Origin of the sequence: Saccharibacillus sp. JS10, from assembly GCF_024436065.1 — a bacterium.
Taxonomy (GTDB): Bacteria; Bacillota; Bacilli; order Paenibacillales; family Paenibacillaceae; genus Saccharibacillus.
The window spans coordinates 106548-122734 of record NZ_JANFNS010000005.1 but is presented as its reverse complement, the minus strand read 5'-3'; the positions used below and the strand labels follow the sequence as shown (position 1 = coordinate 122734).

Annotated in this window: 10 protein-coding genes; all 10 read left to right on the top strand. The window is 50.2% G+C overall.

What is annotated here, in order from left to right; genetic code table 11:
• Positions 1 to 13 precede the first annotated feature (13 nt).
• A complete protein-coding gene (locus NOM90_RS15485) occupies positions 14 to 1495 on the top strand; it encodes an ABC transporter substrate-binding protein (protein ID WP_255943223.1) in 1482 nt (493 codons plus the stop codon).
• 74 nt (positions 1496 to 1569) lie between these two features.
• Positions 1570 to 2499 (top strand): ABC transporter permease, encoded by a 930-nt coding sequence (locus tag NOM90_RS15480; RefSeq protein WP_255943222.1) that lies wholly within the window; start codon positions 1570 to 1572, stop codon positions 2497 to 2499.
• 33 nt (positions 2500 to 2532) lie between these two features.
• Positions 2533 to 3474, top strand: coding sequence for a carbohydrate ABC transporter permease (locus NOM90_RS15475; protein WP_255943221.1), 942 nt, complete (start codon positions 2533 to 2535; stop codon positions 3472 to 3474).
• Between the two features lie 98 nt (positions 3475 to 3572).
• Entirely contained in the window at positions 3573 to 5876 is a 2304-nt protein-coding gene (locus tag NOM90_RS15470) for a glycoside hydrolase family 3 N-terminal domain-containing protein (RefSeq protein WP_370866633.1), read from the top strand.
• Between the two features lie 7 nt (positions 5877 to 5883).
• Positions 5884 to 8994 carry an alpha-mannosidase gene (locus NOM90_RS15465; protein ID WP_255943220.1) on the top strand — a complete coding sequence of 1037 codons (3111 nt, stop codon included), beginning with the start codon at positions 5884 to 5886 and terminating at the stop codon, positions 8992 to 8994.
• Positions 8995 to 9019: 25 nt separating this feature from the next.
• Positions 9020 to 10339: a glycoside hydrolase family 125 protein gene (locus NOM90_RS15460; protein WP_255943219.1), complete on the top strand. Its 1320-nt coding sequence runs from the start codon at positions 9020 to 9022 to the stop codon at positions 10337 to 10339.
• Positions 10336 to 13653, top strand: coding sequence for a beta-galactosidase (locus NOM90_RS15455; RefSeq protein WP_255943218.1), 3318 nt, complete (start codon positions 10336 to 10338; stop codon positions 13651 to 13653). Before NOM90_RS15460 ends, NOM90_RS15455 begins: the two co-directional genes overlap by 4 nt.
• 245 nt (positions 13654 to 13898) lie before the next feature.
• Positions 13899 to 14759, top strand: coding sequence for a prolipoprotein diacylglyceryl transferase (locus tag NOM90_RS15450; protein ID WP_255943217.1), 861 nt, complete (start codon positions 13899 to 13901; stop codon positions 14757 to 14759).
• Positions 14760 to 14888: 129 nt separating this feature from the next.
• A complete protein-coding gene (locus NOM90_RS15445) occupies positions 14889 to 15410 on the top strand; it encodes a hypothetical protein (RefSeq protein ID WP_255943216.1) in 522 nt (173 codons plus the stop codon).
• Between the two features lie 48 nt (positions 15411 to 15458).
• Positions 15459 to 16016 carry an SUKH-4 family immunity protein gene (locus NOM90_RS15440; RefSeq protein ID WP_255943215.1) on the top strand — a complete coding sequence of 186 codons (558 nt, stop codon included), beginning with the start codon at positions 15459 to 15461 and terminating at the stop codon, positions 16014 to 16016.
• Positions 16017 to 16187: the final 171 nt, after the last annotated feature.

Sequence of the window (16187 nt, the reverse complement as noted above, 5' to 3'; positions counted from 1 at the left end):
GAGGGTCTATTTTATGGGAAAAAGCAAAAAAAGATTTTCGCTTGCAATCACGGCTTTAACCGCGTTAAGTGTCGTACTTTCGGGGTGTGGCGGCGGAGGCGGCAATGCGGCTTCGGGCGGCGAAGGCACGCCGGAGAAACCGGTTGAGTTAATTTGGTACACCATCGGAACCCCGCAAAAAGATGTGAATACAGTCATGAGCGAAGTCAGCAAATATACCACTGAAAAAATCGGTGCCACGGTCACGATGAAGATGATTGATTGGGGCGATTATCAGCAAAAAATGCAAGTGATGGTCGCTTCCGGCGAGCCGATGGATATCATGTTCACCTCGTCAGGTGGATTCGATTATGTACAAAATGCCCGCAAAGGCGCGTTCCTGGAATTGGATTCGCTGATCGATGAATACGGTAAAGACCTGAAAAATACGATTGATCCCGCTTTCCTCGAAGGATCAAAAGTAGACGGGCATAATTACGCGATTCCAGCGAACAAAGAATTGCCGCAACAAGAAGTATGGCGCTTCAATCAGAATTTGATCGACGAATACAAAATGGATACAAGTGATGTTCGTACGCTCGATAGTTTGGAGCCATTGCTCAAAACAATCAAAGAAAAAGCACCGGATATTACGCCGTTCGCGATGGACAAAAACTATATCCCTTATGTGCCTTACGATTATGTCATTCAGAACTTGCCAATGGCAGTAAAGCTGGATACGACCGATTACAAGATCGTGAACGTACTCGAAACGCCGGAAATGAAAGAAGCTTTAACGACGATGCGTAAGTATTACCAAGCGGGTTATATCGCGCCGGAAGCAGCGACAACGGGTTCGACATCCGATCTGGGTACTTCGGGCAAATGGTTACTCGACCGTGCGCAAACGCAGCCGTTCGCAGATAACGTCTGGTCGGCAAGCAGCGGCTATCCGATCACTTCGACGCCAGCAAGTGATCCGATTATCACGAACAACTCGGTACAAGGTTCGATGATGGCAATCTCGGCAAACTCTGAATATCCTGAAAAAGCGATGGAGTTCTTGAACTTGCTGAATACCGATCCGGCTCTACGTAATATGGTCGATTCGGGTATCGAAGGTACGCATTACAACAAGACTGCCGACAATCGGTTAGAAAATCTGCCAGAGTCGAAAAACTATGATATGCCTTCGTATTCGCTCGGTAACAACATGCTGCTTTATCTGAACCCGAATGACCCGGATAACAAATGGGACGAGTTCAAAACCTTTAACGAATCCGGTGTCAATTCACCGATTTTGAGCTTCAACTTTGATCCGAAAAGCGTGTCCAGTGAACTGGCTGCGGTGCAAAACGTCAAAGAACAATTCTGGTCTTCGCTGATGACCGGTACAGTCGATCCAGAGACGTACTTGCCGCAAGCGATTGAAAAGTTCAATCAAGCCGGTCTCGATAAAGTCATGGCAGAAGCGCAGACGCAACTTGACGCGTGGAAAGCAGAAAACGGCAAGTAAGACGTAAGGAATAAAAGGCAGGATCGGGCGAAGCAGGGTCGCCCGATCTTTTTTAAGAAGGAGGAAGGCTGAGTATGCGAAACTTTTTCAAAAATATCAATCGCAACAAAGCGTTGCTGTTTATGGTGCTGCCGGGTACGATCTGGTTTTTCTTCTTTTCGTATTTGCCGCTTGCGGGAACGGTCGTAGCGTTCAAAGAATATCGATTTAGCCGTGACGGATTCTGGGCGAGTATTTTCCGGAGCGAATGGGTCGGCTGGGACAACTTCAAATTTCTGTTCAGTACCGATGATGCTTTTACGATTACGCGAAACACGCTCCTTTACAATCTCGCGTTTATCATTTTGGGCTTAGTTTTCTCGGTATTGCTGGCGATTATTTTGTCCGAGCTGGTCAACCGCAGGTTATCGAAATTGTATCAGACCGGGATGTTTTTACCGTATTTCTTGTCTTGGGTTATTGTCGGGTACTTCGTATTTAGCTTCCTGAGTATGGATCGCGGCTTGCTCAATCAAATTCTTGGATGGTTCGGCGTCAATCCGATTCAATGGTATTCGGAAGCGCAGTATTGGCCGTACATTCTGATTATCGTCAATCTATGGAAAACGATCGGATATAGCAGTGTCGTTTATTTGGCGGCAATCTTAGGGATCGACAAATCGTTATACGAAGCGGCAATGATCGACGGAGCGAGCAAATGGCAACAGATTCGCCGGATTACGATTCCGATGCTGGCACCGATCATGACGATTATGACGCTGCTTGCGGTCGGCAAAATCTTTTATGCGGATTTCGGATTGTTTTATCAAGTGCCTAGGGACTCCGGGACGTTGTATTCGGTTACGAACGTTATCGATACGTATGTCTATCGCGGTCTGATGACGACAGGCGAGATTGGCATGAGCGCGGCGGCAGGGCTATATCAATCGATCGTCGGCTTTGTTTTGGTTATAATCTCCAACTATGTCGTACGCCGAGTCGACAAAGACAGCGCGTTGTTCTAGAACTATAGTTTTTTGAAAAAGGAGGACCTTACGATGCAAATGACTAGAGACACCAATAAAGCCAAAAAAACGCGAAAACCTCGCGATTTTCACCGGATCACGCCGGGCTGGAACCTTATATTTAATCTAATCGCCGGGATTTTCGCATTAGCTTGTGTTTTCCCGTTCGTATTTGTCGTCATCATCTCGTTGACTGACGAGAGCGTGCTCGCAAGCGAAGGGTATCGATTGATTCCGTCCCAATGGAGCTTGGAAGCGTACCGGTACATTTTTGAAAGCGGGGATACGCTGCTTCGCGCTTATGGCGTCACGATTCTGGTCACATTGATCGGAACCGCAATCAGTCTGATCATGATTGCGTTATACGCGTATGCCGTATCAAGAAAAAGTTTCCGGTACCGTCGGTTTTTCTCGATCTTCGCGATTTTGACTATGTTGTTCAATGGCGGGATGATTCCGACTTACATGATCGTCGCGCAATTGCTTGGACTCAAAAATAGTATCTGGGCACTTATCTTACCGCTGGCGATGAACGCCTTCTACGTCATGATCTTGCGGACATTTTACAGTACAAGCGTACCGGATGCTTTGATCGAATCGGGCAAAATCGACGGAGCAGGCGAGTTCCGTATTTTCTTCAAAATCATTGTACCGCTATCCCTTCCGGGTCTTGCGACGATCGGATTGTTCAGTACATTGGGATACTGGAACGATTGGTTTAATGCGTTGCTCTATATCGATAATCCGAATCTGGTTCCGCTCCAATCGATGCTGATGCGGATCGAATCGAGTATGCAGTTTATCCAGCAAAATTCGTCTAACGCGAATATCAGCATGGCGGCGATGCAATCGTTGCCGCAAGATACGGCGCGTATGGCGATGGTCGTACTGGCGACGTTGCCAATCATTTTCGCTTATCCGTTTTTCCAACGGTATTTCGTGCAGGGTTTGACGCTTGGCGCGGTGAAAGAGTAAGGCAATCCCTTTGCTTTAAAAAAACGATGTAATCATAAGGAGGTCTGCCCAGCATGACGAAGCGGACAATGACAGAAAGCGCCAAAGCCGCATCTTGGATGAACGCCGAGCTTAGCGCGAAAGAGCGTGCACATCAGTTGCTTGCCGCGATGACGCCGCGTGAAAAAGTCGGTCAATTGATTCAGCCGTTCGGTTGGACGACCTACTCCAATGAGCAAGGCAAAGCCGTATTAACCGAAACGTTCAAAGAACAAGTGAAACAAGGCGATATCGGTTCGCTTTACGGAACGCTTCGCGCCGATCCGTGGACAGGCGTAACGCTTGCAACAGGGTTATCGTCAGCCGAAGGCGCGGAAGCCGTGAATGAGATTCAGCGTTATGCCGTCGAACATTCGCGTCTAGGCATTCCGCTGCTGATCGGCGAAGAATGTTCGCACGGTCATATGGCAATCGGCGCGACGGTATATCCCGTGCCGCTTGCGATCGGCAGCACCTGGAACGTGGAATTGTACCGCCAAATGTGCCGGGCGGTAGCGGCGGAGACGCGGGCGCAAGGCGGAGCAGTGACGTATTCGCCAGTGCTTGACGTGGTACGCGACCCGCGTTGGGGCAGGACCGAAGAATGTTTCGGCGAAGATCCTTTTCTGATTGGCGAAATGGCAGTCGCTTCGGTGCAAGGGCTGCAAGGCGAAGATTTAAGCAAAGGCGACGCAGTAGCGGCGACGCTCAAGCATTTCGTCGGATACGGAAGTTCCGAAGGCGGTCGTAATGCCGGGCCTGTCTCGATGGGCTGGCGCGAATTGATCGAGATGGATTTGTATCCGTTCCAACAAGCGATCAAAGCCGGAGCGGCTTCCGTGATGCCGGCGTATAACGAAATCGACGGCGTCCCTTGCACGACGAGCCAGCGTCTGCTCGATGGCATTTTGCGTGAGGAATGGGGCTTCGATGGGCTGGTCATCACCGATTGCGGCGCAATCGATATGTTGGCAAGCGGTCACGATACCGCCGAAGACGGTCAAGACGCCGCGCTGCAAGCGCTGCGTGCCGGCATCGATATGGAGATGTCGGGGGAGATGTTCAGCCGACATCTTCTGTCGGCGTATGAAAGCGGAGAGCTAGAGGCGGAAGTGCTGGATCGCGCGGTATTGCGCGTACTCCAGCTCAAATTCCGGCTCGGGCTGTTCGAACGCCCGTACGCGGATAGCCAGCGGGCAGCCGATATCATCGGCTGCGACGAGCATGTACAGCTTGCTCGTCAGCTGGCTGCGGAAAGCGTCGTTCTGCTCAAGAACGACGGAGCGGTACTGCCTTTGCCGAAAAATATCGGCAAAGTAGCGGTCATCGGTCCCAATGCGGACCGAGGGTACAACCAGCTCGGCGATTATACATCGCCGCAGCCCGAAGGCAGCGTGACGACCGTGCTGCGCGGTCTAAAAGCTCGCTTGGGCGAGGAGCGCGTGTTATACGCGCCGGGCTGCCGGATTCGCGGCGAATCACGCGAAGGATTCGAATCCGCGACGCAGATTGCTTCGCAAGCGGACGCTGTTGTGTTGGTAATGGGCGGTTCCAGCGCCCGTGACTTTGGGGAAGGCACAATCGATCTGCGTACCGGGGCTTCGAAAGTGACGGATGAAGACGTCAGCGAGATGGACTGCGGCGAAGGCATTGACCGCATGACCTTGGAATTGTCAGGGGTACAACTGGATCTGATTCGCGAAGTCCACGCCGCCGCGCAAGGCAAGCCGATGGTTGTGATCTATATCGGCGGACGTCCAGTAGCCGAACCGTGGGTGGAAGAACATATTGCTGCGCTGCTGCAAGCCTGGTATCCGGGTCAAGAAGGCGGTCATGCCATCGCAGACATTCTGTTCGGCGATGTGAATCCTTCGGGACGACTTACCATTTCGATTCCGAAACATGTCGGTCAACTTCCGGTCCATTATCTGGGCAAGCGCTCGCGCGGCAAAAGATATTTAGAGAGTGATTCCAAGCCGCAATATCCGTTCGGCTATGGGCTGAGCTATACGTCTTTTGACTATTCAGACCTTCAAATTTCGTCGGATCAATTGTCGATTCAGCAGCTTGAAGCCAATAAGAACGTTACGGCGACCGTGAATATTACCAATACCGGGCAGCAAGCAGGAGCCGAGACCGTGCAGTGGTATATCTCCGATGTGGTGAGCCAGATCACCCGTCCGGCAAATGAATTAAAAGGATTCCAAAAAGTGTGGTTGGAACCGGGGGAAAGTCAGACCGTTACTTTTGAGATCGGCGCAGAGCAACTGCGTTATATCGGCGTCGATTACATTCCGGTGATCGAACCGGGATCTTTCATCATCAAAGTCGGACGTCACGTACAAGATACACAATCTATTCATTTTACAGTCGGAAAGGAATGAAGCGACGATGCAGCGTGTGAAACGTTTTATCCGAGAATTATCCCAACGTCAGTGGCTCAAACAAATAGAGTGGAAAAATTGGGAGATTACCCGTTCGACTTATGGGCTTCCCGGTCAGTATACCGAGATCGAACCTTATCCGCAGGGGAAAGAACTGAATCCTTTTCCAAGCAAGAACGGCATAACGTACTTTTTCCGTTCCATTTTGGAGCTTCCGGGAGATTGGAATACGAACTACGTCGGTCTGATATTCGATTCCGGCGGCGAAGGATTGCTGCGCGTGAACGGCAAGTCGTATCAAGGTATCGACGACAATCATACTTACGCAACGCTTGATCTAAATAAAGTCGGACATCGGCCTGAGCTTGAGATCGAGATGTTCGATATTATTCCTGAACCTTACGATCCGCTTAATGAACAAGCGACGATCAAGCCGCCGATTACCGCGGTACGAAGTCTGGTCGTATTGCCGAATGAGCCGGTACGCAGTCTCATGTACACCGTGACGGTCATCCGCGATTCACTGGTATTATTGGCGGAGACGGATTTCCGCCGTGTTCGATTGCTTCAAAAATTACATAGCGCAATGGATCAATTCACGAATCTTCGTGAAGAACAAGTACTCGAAGGTTCGGCGGTTACGGTTATTGAAGACACACTTCGAAACCAAGTACGCGAGATCGGCGGCAACAACGCAGAAGGCGAAGAGATTATGGTCGGTCAATCGCATATCGATATTGCGTGGCTATGGCCGGTACGCGAGACGGTACGCAAAACAAGCCGAACCTTCTCTAGCGTCGATACGCTGATGGATGAATATCCGGGTTATTTGTATACGCAAAGCCAGCCGATTCTTTTCGACTTTTTGAAGCAAAACGATCCTGAACTATATGAGCGGGTCAAAGCACGGATTCAAGAAGGACGCTGGGAACTGGTAGGCGGCATGTGGGTCGAGCCGGATCTGAATATCCCAAGCGGCGAATCGCTGATGCGCCAAATGCTGTACGGGCAGCGTTTTTACCAAGAAGAATTCGGCAAAATCTCGCACATCGAATGGTTGCCCGATACGTTCGGATATTGCGCGTCGCTGCCGCAAATTTTGAAGCATGGCGGCGTAGAATATTTCATGACGACCAAGCTGAACTGGAACGATACGAATGTGTTTCCTTACGATCTATTCCACTGGGTAGGGATCGACGGAACGCCGATCTTGTCGTATTTGAATCATGGCGTAAACGAACATACGCATCCTAAAGACATACACGAACATTGGCAATCTTACCGTCAAAAAGACAAACATACGCAGCAAATGCTGCTGTATGGGCATGGTGACGGGGGCGGCGGGGTTACACGCGAAATGTTGGAGTATATCGACCGCAGCGATCTGATGATCGGTCAGCCAAGCAGCCGATACGGAACCGCTTCTGAATTTTTCGAAGGGATTACGCAGGCATCGCCGGATCTTCCGCTTTGGCGCGGCGATCTGTATTTGGAGCTGCATCGCGGAACGTATACGACCCATGCGTATAACAAACGCGCCAATCGCAAAGCGGAAATTTTGTACCGCGAAGCCGAACTGTGGAATGTGCTGGCTAATAGGGAATTCGGTAAGTCGGACAATCATGATACACATGATCGTTATCAAGAAGCATTAGAAAGCTTGCATCAAGGTTGGAAATTGATTTTATTGAATCAGTTCCACGATATTATCCCGGGTTCGGCGATTACCGAAACGTATCAGACCTCGGATGCGGAATATGACGAAGTCTTTACCGAAGGACGCCGAGGATTAGAGATCGGGACGGATGCGCTGGTGCAAAGTATCGATACACAAGGCGAAGGAACGCCTTACCTGATTTTCAACAGTCAAGGCTGGAATATCAGCGCGACAGTGCAGATCGAAGATCATGCGAACCGAAGCATTTATGATGCAGCAGGCAATTTATTGGAATCCGATTATGACGAAGCAAGCGGGACATGGAGCGTCTATATTCCGACTATTCCGGCACTGGGCTATACGACGATCTGGTCGCGCGAAGCTGAGCAAGTAGCAAATGCAGCGCCAAAAACGTTCTCTGATATATGGGAGACACCGCATTATACCGTGAAATTCGGAGAACTTGGCGAAATCTTATCGCTATTCGACAAACAAGCCAAGCGCGAGATCGTGCAATCCGGCGCCGCGGTTAATCAGTTCCAATTTTTCCATGACCGTCCGACCGAATGGGATGCGTGGGATATCGATCCTCGTTTCGAACAACAACCTGCCGGTCAAGTGGAATTGCTGAGCAAAACGGTGATAGCGTCCGGCGGGGTACGCGATATTCTACGTTTCTGCTGGAAATTGAATGAATCGACGATCGAGCAAGATGTCATCTTTTATAAATATGATCGTCGGATCGATTTCAAAACGCATGTGTCGTGGCATGAAGCGCACAAACTGCTGAAAGTAGCATTCCCTGTCGATATTTTGACGGAGAAAGCGACGTATGAAATTCCGTTTGGTTCGCTGGAACGTCCGACGCATCGCAATACAAGCTGGGAACAAGCGCAATTCGAGGTCTGCGGGCATCGATTTGCCGACGTATCCGAGCGGGGTTACGGAATTAGTCTGCTGAACGACTGCAAATACGGCTACGATATTCAAGGCAGCACCATGCGCTTATCGTTACTTCGGGCGCCGAAATGGCCGGATACGCAAGCCGATCTGGGCGAACATGATTTCACGTATTCGCTGTACCCGCATGAAGGCGACTGGATCGAGGCGCATACGGTGCGAGCAGCAGCGGCGCTGAATCAAGAGATTCCGGTTATTCGCAGCGATATTCATGCGGGAGAGCGACCTTCGTCGGCTTCGATGATCGAGTATACCGGCGAGCATGTAATTTTGGATACGGTAAAACCTGCGGAAGACGGAAGCGGAGTCGTCCTGCGTCTGTATGAATCAGCAGGAGGACGGGAATCGGTTACGCTGAACTGGAAAGACGGTTTCAAGCAAGCGGTAATCTCTGGGGCTTTGGAAGAAAACGGAGAAGTTTTAGAAACGATCGATGGTACCTCTATATCTTTGACGTTCAAACCGTACGAGATCAAAACGGTCAAGTTGATTTTTACCTAATATAGTAGTTGAAGGAGCGATTTTTTTGGAACAATTCCGACTGCCCAAAATTCCGATGCCGACTTTCCCTCTTCCGCAAGCAGTGCAAGACGTGCTGGATGAAGCCGAAGTGAAGCTTGCGCATCGTCCGAAGCTTCTGCAGCTGTTCAAAAACTGTTTTCCGAATACGCTAGAAACAACGACGAAATTAATGGACGATGGCACGACTTTCGTGATTACAGGCGATATTCCGGCAAGTTGGCTGCGCGATTCCGTCGAGCAAGTCATTCATTATATTCCTTTTGCCAAACATGACGAAGATTTGCAGCGGATTATCGGCGGCTTGATCAAGCGTCATGTGAAGTATGTGCTTATCGATCCTTATGCGAATGCGTTTAACGAAAGTGCAAATGATTGGCATTGGAACAAAAGCGACGGAACGGAAATGTCTCCTTGGGTATGGGAACGCAAATTCGAGATCGATTCTCTCTGCTTCGTGGTGCGCCTTGCTTACCTGTATTGGAAAGAAACCGAGCGTACCGATATTTTCGATGAAAGTTTCCGTCAAGCCATGGATACCATCGCAAACCTGTTCCGCACGGAGCAATACCATTTTGAACAATCGCCGTATCGATTTACTCGCGACAACGGAATACAACACGATTCGCTGCAAAACAAAGGCATGGGCATGCCGGTCAACTATACGGGAATGGTCTGGTCAGGTTTTCGTTCCAGCGACGATGCGTGCGATTTCCATTACAATATTCCGGGCAATATGTTCGCGGTCGTGGCACTGCGCCAGATGCAAGAATTTTACGAATGGATTTTCCGCGATCAAGACGTCGTGCGTGAACTGAAAAAGTTAGAGCAAGAAATCGATCGCGGGATACGGCTATACGGTATTTATCGGCATCCGGATTTTGGCCCGATCTATGCGTATGAAACCGATGGTTTCGGCAACCACTGCCTGATGGACGATGCAGGAACGCCGGGACTCATGTCGATTCCGTACTTGGGTTATGTAGATGCAAACGACCTCATTTATCAAAATACGCGAAAATTCGCGCTCAGTTCGCAAAATCCTTTTTATTACGAAGGCATAGCTGCAAAAGGAATCGGTAGCCCGCATACGCCGCCGCATTATATTTGGCATATGGCGTTATCGATGCAGGGGTTGACGGCTTCGTCGAAAGACGAGAAGCTGGAGTTGATACAAATGTTGGAGAATACGGATGCGGACACCGGATATATGCACGAAGGCTTCCATGCGGACGATCCCGCGATCTTTACGCGGAAATGGTTTGCCTGGTCGAACAGCCTATTCTCGCAACTTGTGCTGAAAGCGATGAAGGAGGACATTTTGTGAGCGAGACGTATTTGAAAAAAGCCGCAGAGCCGACCAATAAAAAGATTGTTTTTTTCCGCGATCCGAGCTTTCCGGCTTCGGGTCCACTGCCGGGGCTTAAAGAATTAAGCCCATACGGTCTAGTGACGAGCGCGGCGGATCTAGGCGATGTGCTGCATGATTTATTTAGCGACGGAGACGGGGTGTTGGTCAATCTACATGCTCCGTATTTTCCGGAAAGCGCATGGACGTCAATCTTAAGCTTTTTGAAAAAAGGCGGCGGATTGCTGAGTGTCGGCGGCGCGCCGTTCAAGCGCCCTGTACGTCAAGAAAGCGGACGTTGGCGGATCGGGCCGGAGCAGACCGGATATCATCAGCAATTGTTGATTCACGAGACGCTGCCTGTAGAAGCGCCTCAAGCAATCAAGTTGCAAGCTTCACCTGAACTTCCTTTATTCGAAGGAAAAGAAAGTTTGCTGCTCAGCGATGAAGAATCAGCGCCGGTGAACTTCGGAGCGACATGGAACTTGGTGCCGCATACGACTCGCGATGCGGATTTGCCGGAGCAGATGGGTTCGGCAGGCACGATGAGTACGATTATTACGCCTCTTGTTCGAGCTTTCGATGCTTCGGAGCGGGCGATTGCGGCACCGGTTGTATTGTGGGAACAAGTTCGCGGCGTGTTTGCGGGATCGCGTTGGGTCTTCGTAAATCGTCCGCTCACAGCAGCTTTAAGCAGCGAAGCAGGGCTTCAAGCCTTAGCCGATTGGGCAGCATTTTGCGCTCGCGAAGTTGTTCAATTATCGCTGTCTCCCGATAGCGCAGTCTATGAACCGGGAGAGCGTGCAAGGTTGAAGCTGCGTGCGCAGCGGATTCGCCGCGCCGGAGCGCCTGCTCATTTACCTGCATTTGTCGGGCAGTCGGATCTGGGCTCGCTGATTTCCGGCGGTAAAATTGCCCGCATCGCCAAAAGCGGCAGTGGAGGGAATCAGAATGGACTCCGTGATGGCGGTGTTCAAGCCGAAGGCAATCAGCTGACGGGAGCAGAATGGACATTCGAACTGACGGTTACCGCACCGGATGGATCGGAAGTGTATACGCAAAGTCTTCGAAAAGAAATGACGTACGATTGGAACGTGACGAATATCGCGCTTCCTGTTGAGATTGCGCCGGGATTATACACGGTTCGTTGCCGCGTGCTATCGCCGGACGGCGAAATCCGTATACTGAGGCAAGGCTTCTGGGGACAAGATGGAGAATTGCTGCGATCCGGTTCGCAGGTGTCGGCGAATCGCGATTATTTTGTTCAAGACGGACGCCCGATGCCGATTGTCGGCATGACCTATATGACGTCGGACGTTGCGCGTAAATTTTTGTTTTTACCGAATACGGCGGTATGGGATGCCGATATGGCGGCGATGAAGAAAGCCGGAATTAACTGGATTCGTACCGGTATTTGGACGGCTTACCGCAATATTATGCAGGTAGACGGACATGCTTCGGAAGAAGTGCTGCGTGCGATCGATGCCTTCTTCTTGACGGCAGCCAAGCATAGGCTTCAAGTGACCTTTACCTTTTTCTCTTTCACTCCTGAGTTATGGGAAGGGAAAAATCCGTATCTTGATCCGCAAAGCGTCGAAGCGCAAAAACGATTTATTCGTTCGATTGTAAGTCGTCATACACAGACTACGCATGTCGATTGGGATCTGATTAACGAACCGTCGATGTTCGACCCGGCGAAAATTTTCTCCAATGGACCTCGTTCGATGCGCGATGAATACGAACGTGCCGCTTTCGTCACTTGGCTTCAAAAACGTCACGATTCGATTCACGAACTGCGTGAACATTGGAATATGACGCCGGACGAATTGCCTTCGTTCGAAGCGGCGATCATTCCTGAACCGGAACAGATCAACTTCGACGTGCAAGATATGCACCAAGGCAAAAAAGGCACGCGCTGGCTCGATTACAGCCTGTTCTCGGTCGAGATGCACAGCGCTTGGGCAGCTGAATTGACAGCATGTATCAAGCAACTGGTTCCGCATCATCTGGTGACTGTCGGGCAAGATGAAGGTCTGGGCGCGCAGCGTCCATCGCCGCTGTTCTATGAAGACGCAGTCGACTATACGACGGTACATTCGTGGTGGCTCAATGACAGTCTGGTCTGGGACGGCGTATTTGCGAAGACGCCGGACAAGCCGAACGTCATTCAAGAGACCGGCATCATGTATGTCGAGACGCCGGACGGCAGAGCGAAGCGCAGCGAGTTCGAACTGCGCAACTTCTTGGAACGCAAGTATGCGTATGCGTTCTCTACCGGTGGAGCAGGCGCGATTCAGTGGATCTGGAATACGAACTTCTATATGGATAATGCGAATGAATCGCATATCGGGGCATTGCGCGCAGACGGCACGGAAAAGCCGGAGGCAGATGTATCGTACGATTTCGGAACATTCATGTCCGAAATCCGCGATCTGTTCACCGAACGTCAATTGGAAGACGTCGCTGTGGTGTACCCGTATTCGAACGATTTCTCCAATCGTTCGTTCGCGGTCGAGACGACGAATCGTGCGACTCGCGTGCTCACTTACGATTTGAAGCTTCCGTTCCGAGCGGTCTCGGAATATCGCTTGGATACGTTGAAGTCCAATCCGGCGAAGCTGATTGTGCTGCCAAGCCCGCATAACATGGACGATGACGCAATGAAGACATTGCTTCGTATCGCCAAGTCCACGCAGGCAACTCTGGTCATTACAGGCCCCGTCGGTCTGGATGCGTATTGGCATGAGTCCGACCGTGCGGATAAGCTGCTTGGGATTCGTACACTGAGCAATGTACGCCGCGAAGAAATGTTGCAGATCGGGGAGAAACGCTTCCCGGTATCCTTCGGCGGACGCCGCATCGCGCAGACGCTCAAAGAAGTTCCAGCCGATCAGGAAGGTCGCGCAGACCGTGTACTGGAGGTTCCGAATGGCAAAGGGCATCTGATCTGGAGCCCGCTGCCGATCGAACTTGGAGATGATGACGCACCGATTGCTGAATTGTATCGGTATGCTGCCGATCAAGCCGGAGTCGTGGATGATCTGGAATGGCTGACAGCAGGAGATCTGCCCGGCATTTACGGTCGTAAATTGAAATTTGCGAGCGGTAGTCTGTACGTATTTGTCTCGGAGTACGCATGGGACGAGCAGGTACACATTCGTGATCGCTATACAGGGAAAAGCTATAGCTTTGTGTTGGAGAGCGAGCGCTCTGCATTATTTGCCGCCGATGAAGAAGGCAATCTAATCGCGACGTACCGACCGGAGCAAGTCAAGATCGAAGTCAGTACTTAATTGTATTTATCTATCGATCTACAAGGCGAAGACGTAAAAGGATTTTTCTTTTACGTCTTTTTTCGTTTATTCTTTTATAGTTGTCCAAATAATCGCCTATATATAGATAGATTTCTCTACCTTTTGCCTGCTTTCTGAGTCACATGACCGTGTCAGGGTTAAAAGGAGAAAGTGCAAAGATCAGAGCTTTTTGTCGAAACTTTTGGGACAAAAAGTTCGTCTATTTAAACAGGAGGTGCTTTTACATGAAAACTTATACCCGCACGGCAAGCTTGCTTGGCGTACTTCTGCTAAGCGGAGCTTTAGCAGCTTGCGGCAACGAGTCGAACACCGCCGCTACAAATGAGCCGGCTGACTCTGCGGCTGTATCCAATGATGCTGGTGTGAAAGAACCGGCTACTGCGTCGTCCGACGACAAAGCAAGTACAGATGAAAAAGCTAACGCAGACGACAAAGGAACCGATTCCGATACCGCTACTACGGATGACAAATCGGACGATAAAGCTACGGATTCGGACAAAGCGACTTCTGGTGGCAGCCAATCAACAGATGCGGATTCGTCTGATCAAGATGCAAGCGAGAGTGCTGCCAATCCGGCAGCCGCGCAAGATAAAGATCCGGCTAATGTTGAAAAACAAGGTGAAAAAGGCGCCGGTACCGATCGCCCGAAAACCGAAAAGATTCAATTATCGAGCGATACATTCGGCGGTAAGCTAGAAGAAGGGTACGGCTATTCGCTCTATGTAACTGAAGGCTTGAAATTCGATGCGGAACGTAACCGGTTGTCGATGGCATCGAATCCCGATTATTATGCGATCATTACCCCTCTTGAAAAAGGGTATTCGCTCGCAAGTCTGCGCACATCGGGCAAAAAAGATCTGGAAGTGTTCGGTTCGCCAGCAGAACTGAAAGGCACGAAGATTCCTGAAGCTTTGCAGCGTTCACGGATGTTTATGTCCGCTGAAGGCGACATGGGAATGGGTCAATACGCTTTGTGGGAAACGCCATACAAAGCTTATGAATTGAAGATTCGTATCCCCGAGGGTGCAGATGCCGACAAATTCGCTCCGCTTGCTTACGCGTCATTGTCGACGATTGCCGACTAAATATTCAATTAAGTCTTATTGAGTTTTTTGAATACCTAAGCCGTGCCGCAAGGCGCGGTTTTTGCTTATCGTTAGATCGGGTATTTAAAGGTACGTCAAACAATTCGGAAAGAAGCGGAGGCGATGGGATTGCCGGACCGAAAACTACTGGATGAACTGTATCAAATGCGCGACCTCGCCGGTAACGAAGACGATTTACAGCGTTTTATCGATATTTTAAACGAACTGGGTGAAAAAGCTTCTGCCGATGTGATTCCCGATCTGTGCCGCATGTTGGAAGACGATGTGATCGAACCAAGCGCGGCAGGGGATTTGTTGGAAACAATCTTTTATATTTCGGATCGCTGCGGCATTGATGAAAGTATGCGTTATTTGGCTTTGGGCGTTCCGGGATTATTTCCGAAAGCAGAAGGTTGGGCAGTACGTCTGCACCGGATGCTGCTGAATGCCGACCGACCGGGTCATCCTTATATCCAAGCGTATAGCTTTGCACTGCAAGCCCTTCCTGCTCGCGCTGCACGCCGCATTATCAATACCATATTGGAGATCAAGCGGATGCAACCGACTTTATATACAGGAAAAGTAGATCGGTTCAAAGACTCGTTGGCTCGAAGCGAAGAAACGGGAGAAGACCAATCTGCGCCTTATTGATAGTGAGTCTGCTTGCGATTCAGTGCTTTAACTATGGAGGTGAAAAAAGTGACGATCACGCCCGAACAATTTACCACGATGTGGAATACGTCGATCGACGGTTCGCTGCTGCGTTTTGATGAAGAAGCGTTAGCAGCGGTACCGATTTCGGGCGAAGCCAAACGATTTTTGTGTGAAGCTGGGTTACCCAGCGATTCGGCACCTTACTTGGAGTTTCGTTCCGGCGAAGGTTCTTTGTCGGATCTCAAAACCGCTTTTGGGATGCCCAAAGAATACTCTGCGTATTGGTTACTTGGAACGACGGGATACGGTGATCCTGTTTGTCTAAAAGCCGGAGGATCGGAAGTCGTCTGTATTCGGATGGATGACGGCGGCACAGAATGGTTTATTAATTCATCTGTTCCGCAATTCGCAGAGTTTTTGCTAGTCTATGCCGAGATGGTGCAGCGTACGATTGAGCAAAATGGACCGGATGCTTTTTTGGAAAACCAGATTCCGCAAGATACGCTCAAATGGCTGGTGCGCGAATTTGGACGGATCGATCCGGCTGGGTTTGCACGCGGAGGATTTTGGCGAGAAGAAGTGGAAGAACGACTTCAACGATAAGATCAGGTTGGAAGATCGCTGGATACCAGCTGCCTGAGGATCGTCCACTTTATGATCTAGCGAAACTTTGTGTTTTATTGTAGGATAGACTTTGCGCCTCGCAAACGCGGGTTCGCATTAGTGTACAAAAGAATCGGAGGAAGATGTAGTGGAAAGCGAAAATCAACCGGG

What these genes read in the sequence shown, in the direction of transcription:
- NOM90_RS15470 (WP_370866633.1), top strand. Translation starts at nt 3,573, where the DNA reads ATGAACGCCGAGCTTAGCGCGAAAGAGCGTGCACATCAGTTGCTTGCC.
- NOM90_RS15480 (WP_255943222.1), top strand. Translation starts at nt 1,570, where the DNA reads ATGCGAAACTTTTTCAAAAATATCAATCGCAACAAAGCGTTGCTGTTT.
- NOM90_RS15465 (WP_255943220.1), top strand. Translation starts at nt 5,884, where the DNA reads ATGCAGCGTGTGAAACGTTTTATCCGAGAATTATCCCAACGTCAGTGG.
- NOM90_RS15450 (WP_255943217.1), top strand. Translation starts at nt 13,899, where the DNA reads ATGAAAACTTATACCCGCACGGCAAGCTTGCTTGGCGTACTTCTGCTA.
- NOM90_RS15485 (WP_255943223.1), top strand. Translation starts at nt 14, where the DNA reads ATGGGAAAAAGCAAAAAAAGATTTTCGCTTGCAATCACGGCTTTAACC.
- NOM90_RS15475 (WP_255943221.1), top strand. Translation starts at nt 2,533, where the DNA reads ATGCAAATGACTAGAGACACCAATAAAGCCAAAAAAACGCGAAAACCT.